Origin of the sequence: Rudaea sp. (assembly GCF_047601565.1) — a bacterium.
In the GTDB taxonomy this organism is placed as follows: Bacteria; Pseudomonadota; Gammaproteobacteria; order Xanthomonadales; family Rhodanobacteraceae; genus Rudaea.
The window spans coordinates 3,726,723-3,752,018 of record NZ_JASGIY010000001.1; the positions used below are offsets into that span (position 1 = coordinate 3,726,723).

The following is a 25,296-nucleotide window of genomic DNA, read 5'->3' on the forward strand; positions in this document are numbered from 1 at the left end:
TTCCCACGAAAGCGGGAATGACGGTAGAAAAAATTATTCGGCGCGCAGTAGCTGCGCCCAATCCACGGACACGTCGCCGAAGGCAAGAAAGTCGGGATTGAGCAGCGATTCCTTCGTGTTGTACGCGAGGCGCGTGCCGTCGAGCCGGGTCACGCCGCCGCCGGCCTGTTCGAGCACGCATTGGCCGGCAGCGGTGTCCCATTCGCTCGTCGGGCCGTAGCGCACGTAGAGGTCGGCGCGCCCCTGCGCCGTGCGGCAGAACTTCAGCGAGGAACCAAGGGCAATCAGTTCGTGGGCGCCGACTTTCTCCAGCGCCGCCGACATGCGCGGATCGGCATGCGAGCGGCTGCCGGCGACGACGAGGGGGGTCGCGTGTGCGCGAGTGGAAATCGCCACGCTTCCACCTTGCGGCGTTTCGGCGTGGGCGCCGCCGCCGCGCCAGGCAGTGTACATCTCGCCGAGCGCGGGCGCGTAGACCACGCCGAGCATCGGCTCGCCTTCTTCGATCAGCGCGATATTGACCGTGAATTCGCCGTTGTGCTTGATGAATTCGCGCGTGCCGTCGAGCGGATCGACCAGCCAGTAGCGCGTCCAGCCACGGCGCTCGCCCCACGATGCCTGTTCGACGGATTCTTCCGACAATACTGGCAGCCGCGGCGCCAGCATGGAGAGCCCGTCGACGATGGCGTGGTGCGCGGCGAGATCCGCGGCGGTCAGCGGCGATGCGTCGTCCTTGCGCTCGATCGTGTAGTCGGCGTCGTAGATGCGCATGATCGCGGCACCCGCCGCACGCGCGATCGCCGCGCACTCGCGCGCCAGCGCGGCGTGATCGAGGCTCATGCGCGCGGCCGGTAACGGCCGGCGAGGTATTCGCGCGCCATGAACAGCGCGGCGATCGAACGGCCTTCGCTGACCTCGGGATGGTTGAGCAGCGTGTGCAGTTCGGACAGTTTCCACGGCACGACTTCGAGTTCCTCCGGCTCGTCGCCGACGAGGCGCTCGGGATAGAGATCGCGCGCGAGCACGACGTGGGTCATCGCGCTCATGTACGACGGCGACAGCGACAACGTGCCGAGGATGTGCAGATCGCGCGCGCCGTAGCCGATCTCCTCCTTGAGTTCCCGGTCCGCGCCCTGCTCGACGGTTTCGTCGCGGTCGAGGCGGCCCTTGGTCAGGCCGAGTTCGTAGCGCTCGATGCCCGCGCCGTATTCGCGCACGAGCAGCACGGTGTCGTCGTCGCGCATCGGCACGACGATGACCGCGCCGAGGCCGGAACTTCTGAGCTTCTCGTAAGTGCGGTGCACTCCGTTGGAGAATTCGAGGTCGAGCTGTTCGACCTTGAGAAAGCGGCTGCCGTCGACGCTGCGTCGGGCATGGATGATCGGGGGATCGCGCATCGGCCTATTCTACCGTGCGCGGGAACAAAAGCGTTCGATGCCGTCGGGCGGACCTCACCAATCGCCGAACCAGGCCTGCAGCGCCGCGATCGCCGCGATGCCGGCCGTCTCGGTACGCAGGACGCGCGGGCCCAGGCGCAGGCCGTGGAATCGCGCCTGGCGAAGCTGGGCGACGTCGTTGTCGGAGAAACCGCCCTCGGGACCGACGCAAAGCAGAACGCCGTTTTCAATGCGCGCGAACTGGCGCAGGCCCGCGTCGCCCTCGGGCAGCAGCGCGAGGCGCAGCGCGGCACCGCCATCGAGATCGCCGAGCCAGCGGTCGAGTCGCTGCGGCACCGCGATCTCGGGCAGGCGCGCGCGCCCGCTCTGCTCGCAGGCGCCGGCGACGACCTGGCGCCAGTGCGCGACACGGCGCTGCGCGCGTTCCTCGTCGAGCTTGACCTCGGTGCGCTCGGTCACGAGCGGCACGATGCGCGCGACGCCGAGTTCGGTGGCCTTCTGCAGGATCCAGTCCATCTTCTCGCCGCGCGCAATACCCTGCGCCAGCGTGATGTCGAGCGTCGATTCGCGATCGACCTCGCGCGCGCGCGCGACCTCGGCCGTCACCGCGCGTTTGGCGAGCTGCGCCAGCGTGGCGTCGTATTCGCGGCCGTCGCCGTTGAACAGGATCAGCGGATGGCCGCGCTCCAGGCGCAGCACGCGCGCGAGGTGCTCGCCGGCCTGTTCGGGCAGCAGCACCTCGATGCCGGCGCGCAACGGCTGGTCGGTGTGGATTCGCGGGATGCGCATTCGCGCGATTATAACGCAGCGGCGCGATTCGCCGCGTCCGTCGGGGACGAGCGGATCTAGGAGGCCAGCAGCTTGCGCAGGAACGGCACCGTCACGCGCCGTTTCGCCGCGAGCGATTCGCGGTCGAGACGGTCGAGCAATGCGGCGAGGCTGGCGAGATCGCGCTCGCTGCGCGCGAACAGCCACGCCAGCGCCGCGTCGTCGAGTTCGATTCCGCGCGCCGCCGCGCGTTGGCGCAGGACTTCGCGGCGACCCTCGTCGGTCAGCGGCCTGAGCGGTGCCTGCGCGCACGCCGACAGACGCGAGAGGAGATCGGGCAGGCCGATGCCGATCTGCGCGGGCGCACGCGACGCGGCGAAGATCAGAGTACATTTTTCCACTTTGCAGCGATTGTAGAGGTCGAACAGCGCGTGTTCGGCGCCGCGGTCGCCGGCGATCGCATCGAGGTCGTCGAGCGCCAGCAGGTCGCTGCCGCCGAGCGCGCGGATCGCATCGGGCGCTGCGGCGGCATGGCGCAGCGAGAGATATTGCGCGCGCCGGCCGACCGCGCTCGCGGCGGCGCAGGCGGCGATCAGCAAATGCGTCTTGCCGCTCGCCGGCGCACCGGCGAGGAACGCCCACGGCGCTTCGGCGTCGGTCGCCGCGCGGCGCACGAGATCGAGCGCCGTGCCGTTGTCTCCCGCGAGGAAGGTTTCCAGGCGTTGCTGCGCCGGCCAGCGCATCGCCAACGGAAGCTGGTCGGGCTTCATGCGTGCGCGTCCGCGGGCGATGCGGAATCCGCCGCCGGCGTCGCCTCTGCGGTGCCGGACGCGGCCGCGGCGGCCGCAGCGTGTGCATCCGCCTCGACCGCGGAGCCTTCGTGCGCATAGAGCAGGCTGGCGCGATAGCGCTCGTTCGCGTAGCGCAGCAGCACCATCAGCACCGATGCGACCGGCAGCGCGAGCAGCACGCCGAGGAAACCGAACAGTTCGCCGCCGGCGAGCACGGCGAAGATCACCGCGACCGGGTGCAGCCCGATCTTCTCGCCGACCAGCCGCGGCACCAGCACATAGCCTTCCATCAACTGGCCGACGACGAAAACCACGAGCACGAGCGCCACGTGGGTGACGTCGCCGTATTGCACCAGCGCGGCGATCACGCCCATGAGGATGCCGGTGATGCTTCCGAGATACGGCACGAAGCTGATCAAGCCCGCGATCAGGCCGATCAGCGGCCCCACGTCGATGCCGACCGCCCACAGTCCGATCGCGTAGAGGATGCCGAGCGCGATCATCACCGAAAGCTGGCCGCGCACGAAGGCCGACAGCGTGTCGTCGGATTCGCGCGCGAGGCGCGTCACCGTCGGCTCGATCGAGCGCGGCAAGAGGTCGTTGATCTTCGCGATCATCACGTCCCAGTCGCGCAGCAGGTAGAAGAACGCCACCGGCACGACGACCAGGCGCGCGATCCAGCCGATCACGGCGAAGCTCGACTTCGACACGCCCGCGACGACCGTCGTGGCGACGCCGCCGGCCTCCTTCCAGTGGTCCTGCAGCATGGCGACGATCTGCTGCATGTCGGGCAGCTCGAAATCGAGTTCGAAGCGTTCCCGCAGCCACGGCACGGCGACGTCCTGCATCCACGCCAGCCACTGCGGCAGGTGGCCGACGAAGGCCGCGACCTGGCGCGAGAGATACGGTATCGCCAGCAACAGGATCAGCGTGACCACGAAGCACAGCGCAAGAAAGACGATGCTGACTGCGGCGCTGCGCGATAGCTTCCAGCGCTCGAGCCGGTCGGCGAGCGGATCGAACAGGTAGGCGAACATCGCCGCGATCGTGAACGGCGTCAGCACCGGCGCGAGGAAATACAGCGCCGTGACGAGCAGCACGCACAGGGCCAGCAATTGCCAGCGCAGATTGGCGGTCGGATTCATGCGTTGTTCCTCCGCCGCGCATTCGCGGCCTTGAACGACCAGACGACGATGTAGTGCACGCCGCTCGCGACGGTCGCCAGCGCGACGAGCCAGACCAGCGTCGCGTCGACCGCATCGGGCAGCGGCAGCACGCCGCTGAGCTTGAGCAGCAGTGCAAGCGCGCAGACGATCTGCAGGAACGTCGTGACCTTCGACAGCAACGACGGCTGCGGCACCACGCGGCCGACCAGGAAATGATAGGCCGTCGCGCCGATCGCGATGACGAGGTCGCGGCCGACGACGAGCCAAACGAGCCAGCCGGGAATCGCGCCAGCCAGATAAAGTGAGACGAAGCTGGCGACGAGCAGCAGCTTGTCGGCGAGTGGATCGAGCACGCCGCCAAGCCAACTGCGCCAACCGAAACGTTTCGCGAGCAGGCCGTCGAGCGCATCGCTCGCACCGGCCACGGCGACGACGACGAGCGCGGCCTCGAAACGGCGGTGCGCGATCAGCCAGACCAGCGGCGCGACGAGCGCGATGCGCGCGAGCGTGATCGCGTTCGGCAGATGGCGCCATGCGGAGCGGCTGTCCGATGCCGATGTCATGCGCGCCTCAGGGTTCGAAATCGAGCACCGCATCGACGCCTTCGACCGGCGGTTGCGTGCCGGTCGCGTGCGCAATTCGCGCCGCGGCCAGCGCGTCGGTCAGGTTTTGCAGCGAGCCGCGCGCGTCGATGTACGCCTCGAGCACGTTGCCGTGCGCCTGATCCACGCGCAGCGCGCGCACTTCCGGACTGCTGTCGAGCGCGCCGACGAGGCGCGCGTAATCCTCCGCCGAGCGCAGGCCGCTGAACCAGAGATGGTAACTGCCGGGGGAAGCCGCCACGGCTGCGGCATTCGGCGCGGGTGCGGACGAATCTGCATTGGTCGGCATCGACGCCGCCGTTGCCGGCGACGCACTGGTCGCACCCGACGCAGCCGCGGCGCCGGCCGCTGCCGCTGCGGACGCCGGTGCGGCGCTGGGCTCGCGCACCAACGCGTCGATCTGTGCCGCATCGAACGCGACGACGAGCAGGAACTTCGGCGTCGCCTTTTTCGGGTCCGAATTCGGCGCGGGGTTGGGCTGATAGCTGTAGCTGCGCGCATAACGCTCGGCGCGCGTCAGCGCGCGCGCGACGTCGGGGCGCTTGAGCACGCCGGCATCGCCCTTCGCCGCCTGGGTGACGGCCTGTCCCAGCGCCGCGCGCAGCGCCGTGGCGCGGTCCCGGTCCGACTGCGTGGCGACCGGCGCGGTGCCCGTGTAAACGCCCGCCGCAACGGCAAAAACCGGGGCGAGGCCGAGTGCGATCCCGAGCAGGCGGGCTTTCCATGATGTATTCGACATGCCTACATACTGCCCAATCGCAATGGCAACGTCTATCATGCGCGCCTGTTTCCGTGGCTGCGCGTCCATGTCCGCCGAAAAAGAATCCCTGACCTACCGCGCCGCCGGCGTGGACATCGATGCCGGCGAGGAAGTCGTCGAGCGCATCAAGCCGCTGGTCGCGCGCACGTTCCGCCGCGAAGTGATGGCCGGGCTCGGCGGCTTCGGCGCCCTGTTCGAGCTGGCCGGGCGCTACCGCGACCCCGTGCTCGTCTCCGGCACCGACGGCGTCGGCACCAAGCTCAAGCTCGCCCAGCAACTCGGCCGCCACGACACGATCGGCATCGACCTCGTCGGCATGTGCGTCAACGACGTGCTCGTGCAGGGCGCGGAACCGCTGTTCTTCCTCGACTACTTCGCCACCGGCAAGCTTCACGTGGACACCACGGTCGCCGTCGTCGGCGGCATCGCGCGCGGCTGCGAACTCGCCGGCTGCGCGCTGATCGGCGGCGAGACGGCCGAGATGCCCGACATGTACCCTCCGGGCGAATACGACCTCGCCGGCTTCAACGTCGGCGCGGTCGAGAAGTCGGCGCTGATCGACGGTTCGAGGATACAAAAGGGCGACGCGATCCTTGGCATCGCCTCGAGCGGCCCGCACTCCAACGGCTATTCGCTGATCCGCAGGATCGCCGCGCGCGCGGGCAATCCTTTCGACCTCGACCTCGGCGGTGGCGTCAAACTCGCCGACGCCTTGATGGCCCCCACCACGATCTACGTCAAACCGATCCTGGAATTGCTCGGCTGCGGCGGCGAAAACTCTGCGCGATTCCCGATTCCCGATTCTCGATTCCCGGCTCTCCACGGCATGGCCCACATCACCGGCGGCGGCCTGACCGAAAACATCATCCGCGTCGTCCCCGACGCACTCGGCATCGCGCTCGACAGTTCGACGTGGAAATTGCCGCCCGTGTTCGACTGGCTGCAACGCGAAGGCAACGTGGCGCAGGCGGAAATGTGGCGCACGTTCAACTGCGGCATCGGCTACACCCTGATCGTCGCCGAGTCGGACGTCTCGGCAACGCTCGATCGCCTGCGCGGACTCGGACTCGCCGCATGGCGCATCGGCGAGATCGTCGCCGCAGGCTCGCCGGAACGTGTGCATATCGCCTGAAGGAGGCGCCCAGTCGATCGCGGACATCGCCGGTTGATCGAGACTTTCGCAAACAAATAACGTCATTCCGGCAGGGTCGCAGGTCGGCGACAGCCGATCGAGGGGAATCCAGTCACAGGGATGTGAACTTCACGGATGCCGCCACGTTGCCATCCGTGGCACTGGATTCCCCTCAGCCCGCTGTCGCGGGCTTCGATCCTGCCGGAATGACGAGCAAAAAGCCGGCTTGCTCGAGTTCGGAGCATTGCCTCCACACGCCCCCCTTCTCGTCCGGGCATCGAAGCGTGAAACGGTGCGTGGTATCGATTGAATCACCCTCATAGGCCTCGATCCATCGAGATAATAAATACCTCGAAATTTTATGCTGAAATTAACATGACATGCGCTAGCCTCCCGAGTCGTTCGGGAGGCGCGTCCAATTGTCCAAACCTCGAATGCAGTGCAGATGGGAAATCCGCGCAAGTTTTATGCGGCCGACTCAACACCCGACGCCGCCATTGAAGCCGGCCTCGTCTCGGCGCCCGCACAGGGAAGTGCCCACCGATTTCATGGTCTTTTTTGAAGAGGGAATTTTATGAAAACCGCGAATCGTTCACTCGTCACTCGTCACTCGCCGCCCGTTGCCTTGCGAGCCTGACGTTTCTTTGTACCGGCTTGGCATGCGCCCAAACGGAGCAATTCACGACGTTCGATCAGGCCGATAGCTACCCGACCACCAACTGTGGCGGCGCCATCGTGAGAACGCCGAAACCGGGAACGCAGTTCGCCCCTTCGACGATCAGCATGTCGCAAGACGCGGAATCGTTCTATGCCAAGGCGGCGAGACTGAATGTAACGTGGCTGGACCATATGGAATGCCAATCGACCGGCATCGTCCACGGCCGGATTTCCAGCGGCACCGCGTATTCTTCGGTCACCGACAGCTACCTCAGCGGCAACTGGTCCGGCTATCAGATCAGCAACTCGTCCCGCTACGTGCAATCCGGGTGGGTCGTTCCGACGGTCACCGTTCCCAGTCCCGGTTATTCGAGCATCGGCTATTATTCGTCGGTCTGGCCCGGCATCGGCGGAGGTTACGGCTCCGGTTCGGCACCGCTGATCCAATCTGGATCGACGCAGGATATTAGTGCAAGCGGCGTCACCAGCTACTATTTCTGGTATGAGATCGTCGGCGGCCCAACCGATACCGGTAGCGAAGTGAAGATTACCAGTCCGGCTGCTCACCACGGCGACGAGGTCGGCGCGGTGACGCTCTGGATACCACTCGATAGCGGTACCGGCCACACGAACGTCGCCCGCATGGGCGTCTGCAATTTCACCAGCAGCACATGCGTCCATTTCGATGTTCCGGGCACTCCGGCTCCCGGCAATTCGACGGAATGGATCGCCGAGGCTCCATCGTCTTCCTCGGGAGTCTTGCCGCTCGCCAACTTCCATGTCGTCGGCTTCCGCAATTCCTGCTGGACGACGGCGCTGTATACCGGCGGCACGGTGACCTGCTATCCACTCACATCGGGTTCGTCGCTGTCGGCGATCGACTTGGAGCAGAACGTGCTCAGCGGTTTGCAAATCCTCGCCTCGCCGGGCGCGATCAGCACCAATGGCGAAGACTTCGACGTCACCTACTATCAACCCCATTGAGGATGGTTGTACTGACTGAAACTCGACATCAGCGACTCTGAGAGGTATGGCCATGCGCACGTCATCCACGAAATGGTTCGCGGCGCTGGCCGCATTGGCCGCCGTGCTGACTTTTGCCGGCACGGCGGCGTACGCCACAATCCCGGCCACCGAGCGTAGGGTTCTACTTAACTTGTATGCGGCTACCGAGGGTGACCGGTGGCTGACAAACACCGGTTGGAACGGCGCACCCGGTACCGAGTGTCAATGGTATGGCATCACCTGCGACACGCAGGGAGAGCATGTCATTTCCATTGACCTGACTGGGAATTATCTCAATGGAACGCTGCCTGCGCTGACAAATCTGACTCAATTACAAACATTGAAACTCGCGAATACACCATGGACTGGTTGGGAGGGCCCTCCAAAGTATGTCAATTCTCTCAATGGTCTGATTCCCAAGCTGCAGGGATTGAGTCAATTGCAGTATGTGGATCTCAATGGCCAGACTCTATCCGGCACCATTCCGCCATTGACAGGATTATCCCATCTATCCCATCTTAATCTATCAGGGAATTTATCGTACCCGTATCGACTCAGAGGCCAGATCCCATCATTGGGCGGGCTGACGAATTTGCGTTACCTGCGACTGGACTCGAATCGCCTGACCGGCAGCATTCCGCCACTGACCGAGCTTGGCCAGTTGGTTTATTTCAACATCATGCAGAATTACCTCGATGGAGCGCTGCCTGATGTGAGTGGAATGATCCAATTGCAGAATTTCCTGGTGAGCGGGAACGAAATCACCGGCAGCGTGCCGAACATCAGCGGATTCGAGCAGTTCGAGAATTTTCTGGTCGGCAGCAACTGGCTCACCGGCACCGTGCCCACGGCGTTGAGCAACCTGCCGAATCTGCAGTACTTCGACATTTCCTTCAATCATCTGACGGGGTCCGTACCGGCACTGACCAATGTGCCAGTTCTGCAAACCTTCGCCGTCGGCTACAACCTACTCAGCGGTACGGTGCCGATGCCGCCCACCACGACGGGCCTGACGGAAAGCCTGTGCCCGAATCCGTTGACTCCCGCTTCCAATCCGCCGACCGCGCTCGATCTTGCGCTGAACGCCGTTACCGGTTCGACGCCGTGGTCGAGCGATTGCACTTCGGCGGCTCCCCTGCCGGCGATCAGCGGCATCACCTACGTCGATCCGGCCACGGCCGACGGCAACACGGTCACCTTGAAGGCGCGCGTGTTCGGCAATGTGCCGACCGGCACGCTGACGCTGAGCGTGAAGAGCAATGCCGCGTCGACGTCGTCCACGACCGCGCTGTGCGAAAACGTGCCGCTGGTCGATGGCGTCGCCACCTGCACGGCGCCGATGAGCGCCGACCTTCTGGCCGGCAACGTCGCCGCCGCCTACTCGGGCGATGCGCACAATGCCGCGACCAACGCGGCTTACTGGCAAACCAATCTGGCGCCGCCGTACACGCTGAGCGAAACGAGCAGCGCCCCGACGGCGCAGGTGGGCCAGGCGGTCGATCTCGTTGCGGCTTTCGGCGACTGGCTGGGCAGTTCCGACGATACGCTGACGTTCTACGACGGCGACACGGTGCTGTGCCGCAGCGTGCCGGTGAGCACGCTCGCCCCTGTGCAGACAACCAAGCTGGAAACCAATTACGTGCCGCAGATACTGGCGCGCTGCGTGACCGCGTTCGCCACCACCGGCAACCATGCGCTGACCGTGCGCAACGACAACCTGACCGAACTGGGCTCGCCCTCGCCCTCGCTCGTGCAGAGCGTGGTTGCGGCCGCGCCGTTCGATGCCAACCAGCTTGCCGTGTCGGGCTCCTGGTACAACGCATCCACTTCGGGCCAGGGGCTGGTGCTGCAATCGATTCCGGACCAGAACAGCGACGGCCTTGCGGGCCTGTTCGGCGGCTGGTTCACCTTCGATGCGGACGGCAATCCGCTGTGGTTGACCTTGCAGGGCCAGGTCTCCTCGCCGCATGGTTCGAGCTACGCATTGACCCTCTACCAGAGCGGCGGCGGCAAATTCGACGCGCTGCCGAAAGCCGAGGCCGTGGCCGTCGGTTCGGCGACGCTGACCTTCCACGATTGCAGCCACGCCAGCCTGGGCTACCGCTTCGACGACGGCCGCAGCGGAACGATCGCGCAGGCGCGGCTAACCGGCGGCGAAGGTTGCACGACGACCGTTCCCGCAACCGGCGCCACGCCCGGGTTCATCGACGCCGATTTCTACTATTCCGGCGCCTGGTACGACCCGAATACCAGCGGACAAGGGCTGGTGGTGAATTTTTCGCCCACGTTCGGCACGTTCTTCGCCGCGTGGTATACCTACGCGCCGCAGGCGGAAAACCAGAGCGGCGCGGACAGCCTGCGCTGGTTCACGCTGCAGGCGGCTTATACGCCCGGCGATCCGAGCCTGAAGCAGGTGCCGATCTACGCCGTCATCGGCGGGGCGTTCGATGCCCCCACGCGCACGCTCGCAACGCAGGTCGGCACCGCGGACATCACGTTCACCTCGTGCACGGCGATGACGCTCCAGTACAACTTCACGCAAGGCGAGTACACCGGGCTGTCGGGCACGATCGACGAGCAGAACCTCACGCCGCAGACCGGCTGCGGGCATTGATGCGTCCGCCGAGATGCGAAAGCCCGATTCGCCGCTAGGAGCGCGGAGGGATATCCGGGCGACTCACTTTTGACGTCATACCGGCAGGGTCGAAGCCCGCGACAGCGGGCTGAGGGGAATCCAGTGCCACGGATGGCAACGTACCGGTATCCGTGAGGTTCACGTCCTTGTGACTGGATTCCGGCAATCCCTGCCGGAATGACGGGAAATTCGACCGTCACGCATCAAAGCTTGTTTCGCCATGCGTGGCAGGCGTAGGCTGGCAGCCGCACGCATCGCAGCGCATGCGCCGGATCGCCCATTGCGAACGTCCGCCGCCGCGCGAGGAATGTGTTCCGTTTCCACCATGACGAAATCTTCCGATCGATATCGAGGAGGAAATCCGATGAAAATCGTAGTGGCCTGTCTGCTCGTTCTTGTCTCGACAGCGGCGTCGCCCGCCGGCGCGGAAACCGCCGCTCCGTCGGTGGACTTCATCGTCTCCGCCAGCAATCCGGCGATCTTCTATGCTTCGCGTCCGCTGCACAAAGGCGATCGCTTCGAAATCGACGCACACAACCTGAGCGGTTTCCAGAGCCTCGTCGTCGTGCCGTGTCACCCGGATTGCGAGAACCCGAGCTACACGTTCGCCTATCCGCTGAGCACCGGCATCCAGCATCTGCGCATCCCGTCGAGCGGGCAGTATTACTTCTGGCTGCAGGGCAAGAGCCGCGACGAATACCGCTCGTTCCGCGGCAAGGCCGTGCAGACGTTGTTGCCGATCGCGCGGAGTTCGGTCGCGCCGGATCGTTTTTCCGCCACGTACACGTCCGGCACGCAACTGAGCCTGCGCGCGCTGCTGACGCATCCGGTCGACGGGCCGCAAAAGACCATGCCCGATCCGGGCATGGCCGCCAATCCGGATTCGATGCCGCTCCACCATCGCAGATAGGCAGGCACCTGTGCGGCGAGGCGGCAGGCAACGCGCCCCCGCGTGAGTTTTGCATCGCGCTGAGCTAGGCTGCCGCACCTTCTCGTGGCGGGATCTCGTCGTGGCGCGTTTCTCCCTCGTCGTGCTGTGCTCCGGGCGCGGCTCCAATCTGCAGGCGCTGATCGACGCATCGCATTCCGGCACCTTGCCCGCCGACGTCGTCGCCGTCTGCTCCGACAGGCCGGACTGCGCCGCGCTCGCGCGTGCGCGCGATGCGGGCATCGCCGTGCGCGCGATGCGTCCACGCGATTTTGTTGATCGCGCCGCGTTCGACCGCGCGCTGTTCGCCGAGGCTGCGCAATTCGCACCCGACCTGATCGTGCTCGCCGGCTTCATGCGCATCCTCGACCCGGCCGTCGTCGGGCAATGGCGCGGCCGCATGATCAACATCCATCCTTCTCTGCTGCCGAAATATCCCGGCCTGCGCACGCACGAACGCGCACTCGACGCCGGCGATGCCGAGCACGGCGCCAGCGTGCACTTCGTCACCGCCGAACTCGACGGCGGCCCGGTGATCGCACAGGTCGCGCTGCCCGTCCTCGCCGACGACACGCCCGCGTCGCTGGCGGCGCGGCTGCTGCCGCTGGAACACCGCCTGCTCGTCGCGACGACGCGCCTGATCGTCGACGGCGACATCGTTCTGGACGGCGATCACGTCGTCCGCAACGGACGGCCGCTTCCGGCGCCACTGCGTCTGCATGCGGACGGCGAACTGGGTTGAACGATACCGGTTTCGTTCAGTCGCCGCGCGTCAGACTGCCGCGCGTTTCCCACGACATCGAAACCGCCATGCGCACGATCGCCCTCGGACTCTTTTTGGCCCTCGTCACCGGCACCCTCTGCGCCGAGGAACTGAAACCGGCCAACGCCGTCTACACGGTCACGCGCGACGGCTCCGCGATCGGCGATTCGAATTTCAGCCTGAAACAGAACGGCGACGGTACCTGGACCCTGGTCAGCGAGACCAAGGGCACGTCCGGCAAGGCGCGCTTGCTCGGCATCGACGTGCGCGAGGAGTCCGTATTCCGCTGGAACGGCGGCAAGCCGCAAAGCGTGGTCTACGACTACCGGCAAAGCTCGATGATCAAGAGCCGCACGCGCCACATCGAATTCGACGCCGGCGCACGGCAGGCGCATTCGCAGGAGAACAAGGACCGCTTCACCTACCCGACGCCGCCCGGCACGACCGACCGCGGCGCGCTGCAGCTCCTGCTCGCCGCGGCCGTCGTCGACGGCGCGCACGAGATCAGCGTGCCCGTCGCCGTGCGCGACCGCGTCGAGCAACAGCGCTACGTCGTCGCGAACCGCGAAACCGTCCAGGTTCCGGCCGGCAGCTTCGCCGCCACCCGGGTCGAACGCGGCGATGGCAAGGCGGTCAACTGGTACGCACCGAGCGTCGGCCTGCTGCCGGTCAAGGTGCAGCAGATCTCCGGCGACGGCTCGACGGTGGTGCTGGAGTTGAAGCAGAAATAGCAAGCGCCTCCGCCGCGGGCGCCGACCGGGTGTGCCCGGCGCCTCAACAATGCGAAAATGCCGCATCCGACGCGAGGCGATCCATGCAGACCACTCCGACTCACCCGGCCAGGACGCCTCCGGCGCCGGCCATGGCCAAGGCTGACGACGACAAGGCGGTGGCGCTGCGCATCAACGGCCGCGCCTACCGTTTCGACGGCGACGAGGCGATGCCGCTGCTCTGGTACCTGCGCGACACCCTGCGCCTGACCGGCACCAAGTTCGGCTGCGGCGTCGGCGCCTGCGGCGCCTGCACCGTGCTGGTCGACGGCAAGGCGCAGCGCGCGTGCGTGACGCCGATGAAGACGCTGGCGAAAAAGGAAGTGATGACGATCGAAGGCCTCGCCGGCAGCGAACTGCATCCCGTGCAACAGGCCTGGATCGAGATCGACGTGGCGCAGTGCGGCTACTGCCAGGCCGGCCAGATCATGGCCGCGACCGAGCTGCTCAAGCGCAATCCGAACCCGAACGACGACGACATCGGCCGCATCTCCAACCTCTGCCGCTGCGGCACCTATCCGCGCATCCGCAAGGCGATCAAGCGCGCGGCCGAAATCGCCAAGGAACGCGCGGCGCGCGAAGGCGGTAAATCGTGAAGCGCATGCGTCCCCCCGGCGATGTGGCCCCGGCCAATCCCTCGCGCCGCCGCTTCCTCGTCGCCGGCGCCGCCGCGTCGGGCGCGCTGGTCGTCGGCTGGCGCTCGGCGAACGCGCAAGACACACTGCCCTACCTCGGCGCGCGCATCGAGCCGACCTCGCTCGGCGCATTCGTGCGCATCGAGAAGAGCGGCGCGGTGACCATCGGCGCGCGCGGCTGCGAGATCGGCCAGGGCGTCAAGACTTCGCTGCCGATGCTGATCGCCGAGGAACTCGACGTCGACTGGAACCGCGTGCGCGTCGAGCAGTTGCCGTACGGCTACGTCGAAACCGACAAGGGCGCATCCGACAAGTACGGCGACCAGAGCGCCGGCGGCAGCACGAGCATCCCGACCGCGTGGAAGGACCTGCGCCAGGCCGGCGCGACCGCGCGCTGGCTGCTGCTCGTCGCCGCGTCGGCGAAACTCAACCTCCCGGCCGGACAGTTGCGCACCGAGTCGGGCAACGTGGTGGCGCCCGACGGCACGACACTTTCCTACGGCGATCTCGTCGATGCCGCATCGAAGCTCGATCTGCCGACCGAACCGCGCGAACTGAAGAAGCCCGAGGATTTCAAGATCGTCGGCAAGCCGACGCCGACCGTCGACGCGCGCGAAATCGTCACCGGGGAGACGCAGTTCGGCATCGACGCTTTTCTCGCCGAAACCCTGATCGCGGTCGTCGCGCGCTCGCCATGGATCGACGGCGGCGGCGCCAGCCTCGACGACGCCGAAACGCGCAAGGTGGCCGGCGTGAAGGACGTCGTGCGCATCGCCGGCCCGCAGCCCGGCGCGCCGTTCGACGGCGCGCTCGCCGACGGCGTGGCCGTGCTCGCGACCAGCACCTGGGCCGCGCTCAGGGGTCGCGAGAAGCTCAAGATCGAATGGAAGCCCGGCCCGTTCGCCGACGAATCGACCGAGGCGTTGCACAGGCAGGCCGACGAACTGCTCAAGCCCGCGAATGCGCAGAACGCCCTGCCCGTGCGCCGCGACGGCGACGTCGACAAGGCGCGCAAGGCCGCACGCAAGACGATCGAGGCGCGCTACACCGTGCCGTTCCTCGCGCATGCGACGATGGAGCCGCCGGCTGCGCTGATCCGCGTCGAGAAGGACAAGGTTCTCTTGATCGCCTCGCTGCAGGATCCCGACGGCGCGTCCGAAGTCGTCGGCGCGGTCACCGGCGTGCCGCGCGACAAGATCGAGATCCGCCTCGCGCGCGCGGGCGGCGGCTTCGGCCGGCGCCTGAAGAACGACTACATCGCCGAGGCCGCGCTGATCGCCAGGCAGACCGACAAGCCGGTCAAGCTGATCTGGACGCGCGACGACGACCTGCGCCACGATTTCTATCGCCCGTTCTGCACGTTCCAGATGGCCGCGAGCCTCGACCGCAAGAACGAGATCACCGCATGGTCGGCGCACTGCGCGGCGACGCCGCGCAACCACCGCGATGCGCGCATGAAGGACAGCCCCCCATGGGCCTCCACGCTCGCGCCCGACGACTTTCCCGCCGGCCTGATCGCGAATTTCGACCTGTCCCTGCTGCCGCTCGAATCGGGCCAGCCGCGCGGCTGGTGGCGCGCGCCCGCGCACAATGCGACCGCGTTCGCCGTACAGAGCTTCGTCGACGAGATCGCCGTCGCGCTCAAGCAGGATCCGCTCGCGCTGCGCCTCAAGCTGCTCGGCGAGCCGCGCGAACTGCCGTACCAGGGCCACGGCGGTCCCGTGTTCGATACCGGCCGCATGGCCGCCGTGCTCAAGGCCGCGGCCGACAAGATCGGCTGGGGACGCAAGCCCGACAAGGACCGCGGCCTCGGCATCGCCGGCCATTTCACCTTCGGCGGCTACGCCGCGCACGCGCTCGAGGTCTCGGCGATCGACGGCAACGTCGTCGTCCACCGCGCGGTCTGCGCGATCGACGTCGGCCGCGTGGTCAACCCGCTCGGCCTCGAGGCGCAGGCGATCGGCGGCACGATCGACGGCCTCTCCACCGCGCTCAAACTCGGCATCACGCTGAAAGAGGGAAAAGTACAACAATCCAATTTTGGCGATTATCCACTTTTACGCATGGGCCAGGCGCCGGACGACGTCGAGGTCGTCGTCGTCGACTCGGGGCACGAGCCGTCGGGCGCCGGCGAAATGGCGCTGCCGAGCGCCCTGCCCGCACTGACCAACGCGATCTACGCCGCGACCCAGGTACGCATCCGCGAACTGCCGATCGGCGACCAGTTGCGGAAGATTCTGTAGGCGCAAGCGCTGCTTTTTCTTCCCTTCTCCCATCGGGAGATAGCAAGCGGTATCTTCACTTTCCGTAACAACCCGACGCATTAAGCCGAGGTTGTGCCAACAGAGGTATGGTCGAAATGTCGATACCATAGCAGTCGACATTGCGGGCTCGACCTTCGGACCCGCCGCGGCGCCCGCCGCAACCAGCGATCCAATCCCGGACCGCGCCGTCGGAGGTGTTTTGCCTTCGGCGTTCCGTGAAGACCTGCGGTCTTCGTTCTCGACAACGAGAAGGAGCTTCCCATGAAATTCCGCATTCCCGGCATCCTCGCCGTTTCCGCAACCATCACCTTCGCTCTGGCCAACGCGGCGGCATTCGCAGCGCCGCCACAAGACCCGGCGGACCTCACCCCGCCGTCCACGCCGATGCAGCGCTCGGGCCAGGCGGATTCGCCTGCCAGCGTGCAGGCGCGCTTCCAGGCGCTCGACCTCGATCACGACAACTACATCGACAGAACCGAGGCTTCCGCCAACAAGACGCTGAGCGCGCAATTCGACAAGCTCGACGCCAATCACGACGGCAAGCTTTCGCTGGCCGAATTCGCCAAGGCCAGGGGACTGGCCTCGCCGACCGGGTCGGACGCCGATCAGCCATAACCACAATAACGTGCGTTCGACACATTCGGGCGGGCCTCGTGCCCGCCCATTTTTTTCGAAGGAAGGCGGCGGCGCCCGCCGTTCCTAGGGCCCCGCTTCTTTTTTCCACATGCGGCAGCGCGTCTGCCTTTGCTCCTCGAGTTCCGCACGCCGCTGCGCGGCGGCCGGATTGTAGAGGCCGATCCAGGCCAGATACTTGCGCGCGGCTTCCTCGCCCACACTCTCGCGATGGGCGAGATCGTCCGGCCCGTGCGCCTCGCAATCGAGACCGCGCGCCATCATCTCGCGTCCGCGCCGGACCGCCTCTTCGTGCGGCGCGGATTTCGGCGGCGGCGCAACGGGCACGCGCAGCGAGCCGTCGGCATTGAACAGCGTCGCCGTGTCCAGCTCAGTGGACCGATCCGGCGTGGCGGCGACGACTGGCGCCGATGCGGCCGGACTCGGCCGCCGGGCTAGCGTGACCGGCACGCGCATGCGCGGCGGTACCCGTGCGCTCTCCTGCGGAGGCTCAGGCAGAACCGGTTCGGACGGCGGCGCATCGAGCAGACGCACTTCGATGCGATCGCCGTCGGCGGCCGGCCGTGGCCGCATCAGCACGTACAACGAAATCGCGACGAGCAAATGCAACGCGACGGTCACGACGATCGCAACGACGCGCAATGCGCGCGGCGGCCGCGGTTCCCGCGCCCGTACCCGCACGAGCGCGCGGGCGCGTACCTGTTCCCTCAAACGAGGCTCCGCGGTGTTCGATGTGCTGTCCATTCGCGCCGTTCGAGCCGCCTGCGGGGTGGAGGGTCAGAGCCGATCGCGCCGGACTATCGCATCGCCGGGCCGAACCGCCGATTAACTACGACGCCGATCGCGTCCGCGCCGACGACGCGGACTTGCCCTCTCGCGCAAGCCGCCGTCCTCTTGAGTTTCGGTCGCCTCACCCCACCTCGCATCATTCCGGATTTCCGACAGGACGAAATTCCATGGCTTTGTTCACGCCCCTCGAGATCGGCAAGGTCACGCTGCGCAACCGTATCGCGATTTCGCCGATGTGCGAATACTCCGCGGTCGAAGGCGTGCCGAACGACTGGCACCTCGTCCATCTCGGCAGCCGCGCCGTGGGCGGAGCGGGACTCGTGCTGACCGAAGCGACCGCCGTCTCGCCGGAAGGGCGCATTTCCGCGGCCGACACCGGAATCTGGAACGAAGCGCAGCAGACGGCGTGGGCGCGCATCGCGGCCTTCGTCAAGAACCACGGAGCGACCGCGGGCATCCAACTCGCCCATGCCGGGCGCAAGGCATCGACCGACGTGCCGTGGCGCGGCGGCAAGCCGCTCGTCGGCGTGGCCGGTGCGTGGGCGCCGGTGGCGCCGAGCGCAATCCCGTTCGATGCCGGCCATCCCGTGCCGACGGCTCTCGACGAGGCCGGACTGTGCAAGATCGTCGCCGATTTCACCGCCGCGGCCGGGCGCGCGCGCGACGCCGGTTTCGACGTCGTCGAAATCCACGCGGCGCACGGCTATCTGCTGCACGAATTCCTGTCGCCGCTGTCGAACCGGCGCACGGACGCCTACGGCGGCTCGCTCGAAAACCGCGCCCGCCTGCTGCGCGAAGTCGTGGCCGCGGTGCGCGGCGTGTGGCCGCAGCCGCAGCCGCTGTTCGTGCGCGTGTCGGCCACCGACTGGAGCGAAGGCGGCTGGGACATCGACGAATGCGTCGAACTCGCGCGCTGGCTGAAAGCCGACGGCGTCGATCTGATCGACACCTCCTCGGGCGGCAACGTCGCGCACGCGAAGATTCCGCTGGCGCCGGCTTATCAAGTGCCGTTTGCCGCGCGCATCCGCCGCGAGGCGGGCATCGCGACCGGCGCCGTCGGCCTGATCACGACGGCGGCGCAGGCACAGGAAATCGTCGAGCGCGGCGAGGCCGATCTCGTCCTCATCGCGCGCGAGTCGCTGCGCGATCCGTATTTCCCGCTGCGCGCCGCGGCGGAGCTGGGCGTGAAAATCCCGGTGCCCGAGCAATATCGGCGCGCTTGGTAGACCGTGTCATCCTGCGGCGGCGCGGCTTGACCGCACTGCGAGAAAGGAGAACGCTAGCTTCCCTTCTCCCCGCGGGAGAAGGTGGCGCGGCAGCGCCGGATGAGGGAAGAGCGCGACGGCTGATCGTTATCCGGCCGAAAACTTGAGATGCCCTTCCCTCATCCGCCCTTGGCACCTTCTCCCCGCGGGAGAAGGAAAGCATTCCTCTTTCCCTGCGCAAAAGGAGACGATATGGCCCACGACACCCAAGGCATCCGAAACATCGCGCTCGTCGGCCACTCCGCCGCGGGCAAGACCACGCTGTTCGAGGCCCTGCTGCATGCGGGCGGCGCGATCCAGACTCCCGGCACGATCGAGCGCGGCACCACGGTTTCCGACCACGATCCTCTCGAAAAGCAGCGCCAGCATTCGCTCAACGCGAGCATCGCCTCGATCGACGGCGGCGCCTGCCACATCAACCTGATCGACACGCCGGGCTTGCAGGACTTCCGCGGTCCGACGCTGACCGCGCTCGCCGCGGTCGAGACCTGCGCCGTCGTCGTCAACGCGCATGCAGGCATCGAGTACGGCACGCAGCACATGATGCACCACGCGAAACAGCGCGGCCTCGCGCGCATGATCGTGGTCAACAAGATCGATGGCGCGAATCCGCGCGCGCTCGTCGAGCAACTGCGCGAAACCTTCGGCCCCGAATGCCTGCCGATCAACCTGCCCGCGCAGGGCGGCAAGAGCGTGGTCGACTGCTTTTTCAAACCCGACGGCGTCGCCGACTTCGACAGCGTCGCCGCCGCGCACCAGCGCATCATCGACCAGGTCGTCGAGATCAACGAGACCGTGATGGGCCATTATCTCGACGCGGGCGAGTCGGCGCTGAGCGGCGCCGAACTGCACGACGCATTCGAGCAATGCCTGCGCGAAGGCCATCTCGTGCCGATCTGCTTCGTCTCCGCGCGCACCGGCGCGGGCGTGCGCGAGCTGCTCGCGATCATCGACAAGCTGCTGCCGAATCCCCTCGAAGGCAATCCGCCGCCATTCGCCAAGGGCGCCGGCACGAACGCAGCGCCGATCGAAGCCAAGCCCGATCCGGGCGCGCATGTGATCGCCGACGTGTTCAAGATCGTCAACGATCCGTTCGTCGGCAAGCTCGCGGTGTTCCGCGTCTACCAGGGCACGATCAGGAAGGATTCGCAGTTGTTCATCGACGACGGCAGGAAGCCGTTCAAGGTCGGCCATCTGTTCAAGCTCAAGGGCAAGGACTACGTCGAGATCGATCAGGCGATTCCAGGCGACATCGCGGGCGTGGCGAAGGTCGAGGAAATCCATTTCGACGCGGTGCTGCACGATTCGCACGACGAGGACCAGAATCCACCTCGCCCCGCTCGCGTTTCCGCAGCCGATGTTCGGCCTCGCCGTCGAACCGGCGCACAAGGGCCACGAGCAGAAGCTCGCCGCCTCGCTGCACAAGCTCGCCGAGGAAGACCCTTGCTTCCGCTACGAGCACAACAAGGAGTTGAACGAGTCGGTGATCCGCGGCCTCAGCGACCTGCATCTGCGCCTGATGCTCGAACGCCTGAAGGAGCGCTACGGCGTCGAGGTGAAGACGCGGCCGCCGCGCATCGCCTACCGCGAGACCGTCGGCACCAAAGCGGAGGGCCATCACCGTCACAAGAAGCAGACCGGCGGCGCGGGCCAGTTCGGCGAAGTCTATCTGCGCATCGAGCCGCTCGCGCGGGGGGCGGGCTTCGAATTCGTCGACGAGGTCAAGGGTGGCACGATCCCGGGCCAGTTCCTGCCCGCGGTCGAGAAAGGCGTGCGCCTCGTGCTCGAACACGGCGCGGTCGCCGGCTATCCGATGCAGGACGTGCGCGTCGTCGTCTACGACGGCAAGTACCACACCGTCGACTCGAAGGAAGTCGCCTTCGTCGCCGCGGGCAAGAAGGCCTTCCTCGATGCGGTCGCGAAGGCGCGCCCGCAGGTGCTCGAACCGATCGTCAACCTCGAAGTGTTCGTGCCCGACGCGCACGTCGGCGACGTCACCGGCGGCCTCGCCGGCAAGCGCGCGCAGATCAGCGGCACCGACGCGCTCGGCAGCGGCGAGATCGTCATCCGTGCGGTCGCACCGCTCGCCGAAGTCGCCGATTACCAGACCGAATTGAAATCGATGACCGGCGGCAAGGGCCGCTACGCGATCGAGTTCAGCCACTACGACGCGGTGCCGGCGCAGGTGCAGAAAAAACTCGTCGAGGCGTACAAGCCGAAGACCGAGGAAGACTGACCGCCGTCGCCCGCTTGCATCCCCGCTGCCCGCTTGCCGGAAGCGGCAGGCGCGTTCACTCCGCTGCGCGCATGCGCTGGATGAAGACGCTGGCGCCGCCTTCGAAGCTCAGCTTCATCTGCGAGCCGTCGTGGCTGGATTCGACGACCTTGACCGGGCCTTTTTCCTGCGCGGCCTTGACGTCGCAGACGCGGAACTGATCCGGCGTCCCGGTCGGATTGAGCACCAGCGGTGGACTGGACGGCTCGTAGCCGCTGAACGTGCTCCCGCCCTCCATGCCACCGCCGGACATCGGAAAGCGCTGCATGAACATGAACATCTTGCCCTCGTGCGGGATCCAGAAGCGGTTCGGATCGCGGCTGGTCAGACCGAGTGCGCCGTTGCGGGTCCAGACCTGCAGGACATGGGCCTGCGTGCAATCAGCCGAAGCGCATTCCTGCAGCACGAAATACTCGTCGTCGCTCATGCGCACGGTGCGGAAATCGAAGATGTCGCCTTTCTGGAACGGTTCCGCAGGAAAGATCACCGCCGACATCTTCGGATCGACGTTGAAGTCGCTCGAAATGACGTAGCCGCCGCGGCGCGTTTCCCATTTCGGCCCGACCACCTTGACGTCGGGCAACGTCGCCTGCGGCGATTTCGGCTCGGACGCCGGCGGAGTCTGCGCCAGCGCCGTTCCGATCGCGGCGCCGAACAGCACGCCAATGTCGATCCCTATTCCGCGAGTTCGTCGCATCATGCAAAATCTCCTGATCGGACCATCGCATCTTCGAATCCGGCGCCTGGCATGGCAAGTGCCGGCGAGGTAAAACCTTGTAATCGCGACTCGTCCACTGAAACGCAACGCCATGCCCGCAACGCTCGTTCCACAAAAACCCGTGATCGGCATCGTCGGCAGCGCCGGCGCGTTCGGACGCTGGTTCAAGCGATTCTTCGAGCAGCGCATGGGCCTGACGGTGATCGGGCGCGATCCGAACGGCGACGCCACATTGTCCACGCTCGACCTGATCGAACGCGCCGACGTGCTGATCTTCTCCGCGCCGATCCGCGCCACGGCGGCGCTGATCGGCGAATACGCCGCGCTCGCCGCAGGCCGCGAACGCGGCAAGCTCTGGCTCGACCTGACCTCGATCAAGGCCGCGCCCGTCGCGGCGATGCTGCGCTCGCAGGCCGAAGTCGTCGGCCTGCATCCGATGACCGCGCCGCCGAAGACGCCGACGCTGAAGTCGCGCGTGCTCGTCGTCTGCGAGGCGCGCCTCGACGCCTGGCGCGCGTGGTTCGCGCAATTCCTCGCCGCCACCGAAGCCGACTGCGTGCGCGCGCAACCCGAGCAGCACGACCGCATCATGGCTACCGTGCAGGGCATGACCCATGCGACGCACATGGCCCAGGCCGCAACGCTGCACGACCTCGCGCCGGCGCTCGGCGGCCTCGATGCGATCCATCCATTCCGCACCGTCGGCTACGAACTCGACGGCGTGGTGACGCGGCGCATGCTCGCGGGCAATCCGGCGATCTACGAGGACATCCAGTTCGAGAATCCGCACATCGGCGCGATGCTGGAGCGGCTCGCCGCGCACATCGATTTCCTGCGCGACCGCGTGCGCGAGGGCGGCGACCCGGCGCGCGCGGCGATGCGCGAGCGCCTGCTCGCCGAACCGCGCGGATTCCACGGCGGCGAATCGCTCGCCGAGGGCAACTACGGCTTCGAACGGCTCGGCTATCTGCTCGCCGACCTCGCCTCGCCTGCGCACATCAGCGTGTTCCTGCCGCTCGACCGGCCCGGCTCGCTGCGCGCCTTGCTGCAGGTGTTCGAGGAACTCGCCATCAACCTCGATTCGATCCACTCCTCGCGCACGCCCGACGGCGAACTGCATTTCCGCATCGGCTACGACCCGGCGAGCGATCCCGAAAAAGTAAAGGCCGCAGTCGCCGCGATCGGCGGGCGCGGCATCGGGCGCGTGCTCGCCCCCCACTGAACACGCCTCAAAACGACGGGCTTGGTCGGGCCAGCCACGCCGCGAGCAGCGTACCGAACGCGGCGGCGAGACACAGGCCCCACAACATCCCCGCATCCATCACGATCTGCGTGGAACCCGGCACGTCAGCGCGCGCGAGCAGCCAGCCGAGCAGCCAGCCGCCGCTGCCCGCGGCGACCTTGGCGATCATGGTGAACAGGCCGAAGCGCAACGAACCGCGGCGCATCTCGATCCTCGACGAGCGCACGATCGCCGCGAGAATCAGCCACGACACGATCACCTCGACGCCGAGCGCGAAGCCCAGCAGAAGGATGACCAGCAGCGGCAGCCATTCGCCCGCGGCGACGGCGAACGGCAGCGCGAGGATCAGGCCCGTCGCGATCAGGCAGGCCACGCGCAACGCGCCCGCGCTGCCGAACTGCGCAATCGCGGGGCCGGCGGCGAGGGTCGCGGCGATGCGGCCCAGCATCATCACCAGCACCGTGCCCGTCGCCCAGCGGTTGTGCACGAGATTGAGATGCAGAATCGCCTTGCCGAGCGCGGCGAGCGCCACCGTGCTGCACGTGGCCACCGCGCACAAACGCGCGAAGCTCAACGCGGGCGCCGGCGCCGGCGCGAAGTCGGGCCGCGATTCGGTCGACAAGGGCAAGCGTTCGAGACGCGGAAAGATCCGCAGGAACGGCAACAGCAGCACGATCGAAACCGCGCTCAGGATCAATACCAGAGGCAATGCGATCGCCTCGCCGCCGCGATCGATCAGCGGCATCGCGACGACGCCGACGACGAGCGCGGCAACGCCCGAGGCGATCGTGCGCAGGTTCGCGATGTCGAGGCCGATGGCGGGCGTCGTCGACAGCCTGGCCATCATCGCGTTGTGCGGTACGTCGAAGACGGCGAACGCCGTGCGGAACACCAGCGCCGCGAACAATTCCCACGGCCACTGCCGCGGCGGCAGAAAAAGGCTGGCGACGAACGCGGCGCCCATCGTCGGCGCAGCCACGGCGAGAACCGGCGCCAGCGTGCGCCCCGCCGCGCCGCGGCGGTCGGCCCAGCAGCCGACCGCGACGTCGCAGATCGCGTTCCACAGCAATGCGGCGAGAAACAGCGATCCGGCGGCCACCGGCCCGTAGCCGGCGTAGCGGATCAAGATGTAGATCGTCAGCGCATCCCCGGCAACCCAGAAGAAACTCTTGCCCAGGTGCGCGAGCGCGTAGTCGCGCACGCCGCGCCGCGCCGATGCGGCGTCGATCGGATGCACTCGCGAATTGGCGGGAGTCATCGCCGCTCCAGTGCCGTTTGCAGGGCGGAGCTATATATCAGGTTTTTCTCAAACGAAACTGCTCGTGGAACGCGAACATGTCGTCGAACACGCAAAATGTCGGCGCATCGAGTTCGAGCACGGCGATTTCCTTGCGCAAGCGACGCAGCATGCGCGCACGGGCCAGTTGGTAATTCGCCTCCTCTGCCGGCGTGAACTGGCGCACGTAGTAGGCGAAGCTGCTGTGGAAGCGGTAACCGTCGTGGTTGGCATGGCGTATGCCGGTCGCCCTGGAAAGACGATCGCGCAGATCGCGCAGGCGGCGGTTCTCGGCCGCGTCGATCGGACGCAGCGGGACGAGCGTCGCCACGTCGCAGGATTCCACATCGTCGTCGACGACGAAGCGCAACGGCGGCGCGAAGCCGAGGTCGAAATCGTGCAGCCGCCCGGCGAGGTAGCGATTGCACTGCTCCATGCTTGCGTCGAGCGGCAACATCTGCGGCCAGTCGCCCGGAAGGCGGTACGCATCGGTCACGCAGTCGAAAATCGTCGCGTGATACGACGCTTCCGGCAACCAGCTCAGGTGGCGCGAGCCGACTTCGGCGCGCAGCGTCTCGCAGGCCCGGCACAGCGCGTCGAACGCCGCGCCCGGCCGCGGCACGTGGCAGAGAATCGTGTTGCCCGGAAAGCGCTGCACCTTGCCGTCGACGGCGAATTTCTCGCCCGGCCCGACTTCCGAGGGCTTCGCCGGCGGCAACGAACGGCACTGCGCACGCTCGTCGGCGCGCGCGCGCGATGCCGCCAATGTGGCCGAAACGCCGAGCGCGCTTCGAATCAACCAACTGCGACGATCGGGATTCACA

The 25,296-nt window shown here is 66.8% G+C and carries 22 protein-coding genes and 1 pseudogene; 12 read left to right on the forward strand and 11 right to left on the reverse strand.

Annotated elements, in window-relative coordinates; genetic code table 11:
• Positions 1-33: 33 nt before the first annotated feature.
• From cysQ to QM741_RS16565, 7 genes are read right to left on the reverse strand one after another with little or no spacing between them, the layout of a single operon-like run.
• Positions 34-840, reverse strand: coding sequence for a 3'(2'),5'-bisphosphate nucleotidase CysQ (cysQ, locus tag QM741_RS16535; RefSeq protein WP_415208732.1), 807 nt, complete (start codon positions 838-840; stop codon positions 34-36).
• Entirely contained in the window at positions 837-1,397 is a 561-nt protein-coding gene (gene nudE / locus QM741_RS16540; RefSeq protein ID WP_415208733.1) for an ADP compounds hydrolase NudE, read from the reverse strand. Before nudE ends, cysQ begins: the two co-directional genes overlap by 4 nt.
• A 54-nt stretch (positions 1,398-1,451) precedes the next feature.
• Positions 1,452-2,186 carry a 16S rRNA (uracil(1498)-N(3))-methyltransferase gene (locus tag QM741_RS16545; RefSeq protein ID WP_415208734.1) on the reverse strand — a complete coding sequence of 245 codons (735 nt, stop codon included), beginning with the start codon at positions 2,184-2,186 and terminating at the stop codon, positions 1,452-1,454.
• A 56-nt stretch (positions 2,187-2,242) separates the two neighbouring features.
• A complete protein-coding gene (gene hda, locus QM741_RS16550; RefSeq protein ID WP_415208735.1) occupies positions 2,243-2,935 on the reverse strand; it encodes a DnaA regulatory inactivator Hda in 693 nt (230 codons plus the stop codon).
• A complete protein-coding gene (locus QM741_RS16555) occupies positions 2,932-4,101 on the reverse strand; it encodes an AI-2E family transporter (RefSeq protein WP_415208736.1) in 1,170 nt (389 codons plus the stop codon). The genes hda and QM741_RS16555 overlap by 4 nt, the downstream gene beginning before the upstream one ends.
• The gene (locus QM741_RS16560) at positions 4,098-4,685 is read right to left on the reverse strand and encodes a CDP-alcohol phosphatidyltransferase family protein (RefSeq protein ID WP_415208737.1); all 588 of its coding nucleotides are present in this window, start codon (positions 4,683-4,685) and stop codon (positions 4,098-4,100) included. Before QM741_RS16560 ends, QM741_RS16555 begins: the two co-directional genes overlap by 4 nt.
• A gap of 7 nt (positions 4,686-4,692) precedes the next feature.
• Positions 4,693-5,463, reverse strand: coding sequence for a DUF2066 domain-containing protein (locus QM741_RS16565; protein ID WP_415208738.1), 771 nt, complete (start codon positions 5,461-5,463; stop codon positions 4,693-4,695).
• Between the two features lie 88 nt (positions 5,464-5,551).
• Here QM741_RS16565 and purM point away from each other — a divergent pair, with 88 nt between their 5' ends.
• The 9 genes from purM (at position 5,552) to QM741_RS16610 (ending at position 16,888) form a co-directional block, all read left to right on the forward strand.
• Positions 5,552-6,616 (forward strand): phosphoribosylformylglycinamidine cyclo-ligase, encoded by a 1,065-nt coding sequence (gene purM, locus QM741_RS16570; RefSeq protein WP_415209153.1) that lies wholly within the window; start codon positions 5,552-5,554, stop codon positions 6,614-6,616.
• Between the two features lie 735 nt (positions 6,617-7,351).
• Positions 7,352-8,257 (forward strand): G1 family glutamic endopeptidase, encoded by a 906-nt coding sequence (locus QM741_RS16575; protein WP_415208739.1) that lies wholly within the window; start codon positions 7,352-7,354, stop codon positions 8,255-8,257.
• 613 nt (positions 8,258-8,870) lie between these two features.
• On the forward strand, positions 8,871-10,892 hold the full coding sequence (locus QM741_RS16580) for a hypothetical protein (protein WP_415208740.1): 2,022 nt from the start codon (positions 8,871-8,873) through the stop codon (positions 10,890-10,892).
• Between the two features lie 385 nt (positions 10,893-11,277).
• Positions 11,278-11,823, forward strand: a complete 546-nt coding sequence (locus QM741_RS16585; protein WP_415208741.1) for a hypothetical protein — start codon at positions 11,278-11,280, stop codon at positions 11,821-11,823.
• Positions 11,824-11,923: 100 nt separating this feature from the next.
• Positions 11,924-12,583 (forward strand): phosphoribosylglycinamide formyltransferase, encoded by a 660-nt coding sequence (purN, locus tag QM741_RS16590; RefSeq protein WP_415208742.1) that lies wholly within the window; start codon positions 11,924-11,926, stop codon positions 12,581-12,583.
• Between the two features lie 68 nt (positions 12,584-12,651).
• Positions 12,652-13,335 (forward strand): DUF3108 domain-containing protein, encoded by a 684-nt coding sequence (locus tag QM741_RS16595; RefSeq protein ID WP_415208743.1) that lies wholly within the window; start codon positions 12,652-12,654, stop codon positions 13,333-13,335.
• Positions 13,336-13,466: 131 nt separating this feature from the next.
• Positions 13,467-13,970, forward strand: coding sequence for a (2Fe-2S)-binding protein (locus tag QM741_RS16600; RefSeq protein WP_415208744.1), 504 nt, complete (start codon positions 13,467-13,469; stop codon positions 13,968-13,970).
• Positions 13,971-13,975: 5 nt separating this feature from the next.
• Positions 13,976-16,252 (forward strand): molybdopterin cofactor-binding domain-containing protein, encoded by a 2,277-nt coding sequence (locus QM741_RS16605; RefSeq protein ID WP_415208745.1) that lies wholly within the window; start codon positions 13,976-13,978, stop codon positions 16,250-16,252.
• Between the two features lie 282 nt (positions 16,253-16,534).
• Positions 16,535-16,888 (forward strand): hypothetical protein, encoded by a 354-nt coding sequence (locus tag QM741_RS16610; RefSeq protein WP_415208746.1) that lies wholly within the window; start codon positions 16,535-16,537, stop codon positions 16,886-16,888.
• An 84-nt stretch (positions 16,889-16,972) separates the two neighbouring features.
• Here the strand turns inward: QM741_RS16610 and QM741_RS16615 are convergent, their stop codons facing one another.
• Positions 16,973-17,548, reverse strand: coding sequence for a hypothetical protein (locus QM741_RS16615; RefSeq protein ID WP_415208747.1), 576 nt, complete (start codon positions 17,546-17,548; stop codon positions 16,973-16,975).
• 314 nt (positions 17,549-17,862) lie between these two features.
• Between QM741_RS16615 and QM741_RS16620 the strand changes: the two genes are divergently transcribed.
• The gene (locus QM741_RS16620) at positions 17,863-18,921 is read left to right on the forward strand and encodes an NADH:flavin oxidoreductase/NADH oxidase (protein WP_415208748.1); all 1,059 of its coding nucleotides are present in this window, start codon (positions 17,863-17,865) and stop codon (positions 18,919-18,921) included.
• A gap of 231 nt (positions 18,922-19,152) precedes the next feature.
• Positions 19,153-21,196: pseudogene (gene fusA, locus QM741_RS16625) on the forward strand (elongation factor G).
• 55 nt (positions 21,197-21,251) lie between these two features.
• Here the strand turns inward: fusA and QM741_RS16630 are convergent.
• Positions 21,252-21,935, reverse strand: a complete 684-nt coding sequence (locus tag QM741_RS16630; protein ID WP_415208749.1) for a hypothetical protein — start codon at positions 21,933-21,935, stop codon at positions 21,252-21,254.
• A gap of 109 nt (positions 21,936-22,044) precedes the next feature.
• On the opposite strand from QM741_RS16630, the gene QM741_RS16635 reads away from it, so the two are divergent.
• Positions 22,045-23,175: a prephenate dehydrogenase gene (locus tag QM741_RS16635; protein WP_415208750.1), complete on the forward strand. Its 1,131-nt coding sequence runs from the start codon at positions 22,045-22,047 to the stop codon at positions 23,173-23,175.
• A 7-nt stretch (positions 23,176-23,182) separates the two neighbouring features.
• On the opposite strand, the gene QM741_RS16640 is transcribed toward QM741_RS16635, so the two are convergent.
• Both QM741_RS16640 and QM741_RS16645 read right to left on the reverse strand, forming a co-directional pair.
• Positions 23,183-24,454, reverse strand: a complete 1,272-nt coding sequence (locus tag QM741_RS16640; protein ID WP_415208751.1) for an MFS transporter — start codon at positions 24,452-24,454, stop codon at positions 23,183-23,185.
• 37 nt (positions 24,455-24,491) lie between these two features.
• Positions 24,492-25,295: a DUF1868 domain-containing protein gene (locus QM741_RS16645; RefSeq protein WP_415208752.1), complete on the reverse strand. Its 804-nt coding sequence runs from the start codon at positions 25,293-25,295 to the stop codon at positions 24,492-24,494.
• Between the last annotated feature and the right edge of the window lies 1 nt (position 25,296).

What these genes read in the sequence shown, in the direction of transcription:
- cysQ (WP_415208732.1), bottom strand. Translation starts at nt 840, where the DNA reads ATGAGCCTCGATCACGCCGCGCTGGCGCGCGAGTGCGCGGCGATCGCG.
- nudE (WP_415208733.1), bottom strand. Translation starts at nt 1,397, where the DNA reads ATGCGCGATCCCCCGATCATCCATGCCCGACGCAGCGTCGACGGCAGC.
- QM741_RS16545 (WP_415208734.1), bottom strand. Translation starts at nt 2,186, where the DNA reads ATGCGCATCCCGCGAATCCACACCGACCAGCCGTTGCGCGCCGGCATC.
- hda (WP_415208735.1), bottom strand. Translation starts at nt 2,935, where the DNA reads ATGAAGCCCGACCAGCTTCCGTTGGCGATGCGCTGGCCGGCGCAGCAA.
- QM741_RS16555 (WP_415208736.1), bottom strand. Translation starts at nt 4,101, where the DNA reads ATGAATCCGACCGCCAATCTGCGCTGGCAATTGCTGGCCCTGTGCGTG.
- QM741_RS16560 (WP_415208737.1), bottom strand. Translation starts at nt 4,685, where the DNA reads ATGACATCGGCATCGGACAGCCGCTCCGCATGGCGCCATCTGCCGAAC.
- QM741_RS16565 (WP_415208738.1), bottom strand. Translation starts at nt 5,463, where the DNA reads ATGTCGAATACATCATGGAAAGCCCGCCTGCTCGGGATCGCACTCGGC.
- QM741_RS16585 (WP_415208741.1), top strand. Translation starts at nt 11,278, where the DNA reads ATGAAAATCGTAGTGGCCTGTCTGCTCGTTCTTGTCTCGACAGCGGCG.
- QM741_RS16595 (WP_415208743.1), top strand. Translation starts at nt 12,652, where the DNA reads ATGCGCACGATCGCCCTCGGACTCTTTTTGGCCCTCGTCACCGGCACC.
- QM741_RS16600 (WP_415208744.1), top strand. Translation starts at nt 13,467, where the DNA reads ATGGCCAAGGCTGACGACGACAAGGCGGTGGCGCTGCGCATCAACGGC.
- QM741_RS16605 (WP_415208745.1), top strand. Translation starts at nt 13,976, where the DNA reads ATGCGTCCCCCCGGCGATGTGGCCCCGGCCAATCCCTCGCGCCGCCGC.
- QM741_RS16610 (WP_415208746.1), top strand. Translation starts at nt 16,535, where the DNA reads ATGAAATTCCGCATTCCCGGCATCCTCGCCGTTTCCGCAACCATCACC.
- QM741_RS16620 (WP_415208748.1), top strand. Translation starts at nt 17,863, where the DNA reads ATGGCTTTGTTCACGCCCCTCGAGATCGGCAAGGTCACGCTGCGCAAC.
- QM741_RS16630 (WP_415208749.1), bottom strand. Translation starts at nt 21,935, where the DNA reads ATGATGCGACGAACTCGCGGAATAGGGATCGACATTGGCGTGCTGTTC.
- QM741_RS16635 (WP_415208750.1), top strand. Translation starts at nt 22,045, where the DNA reads ATGCCCGCAACGCTCGTTCCACAAAAACCCGTGATCGGCATCGTCGGC.
- QM741_RS16640 (WP_415208751.1), bottom strand. Translation starts at nt 24,454, where the DNA reads ATGACTCCCGCCAATTCGCGAGTGCATCCGATCGACGCCGCATCGGCG.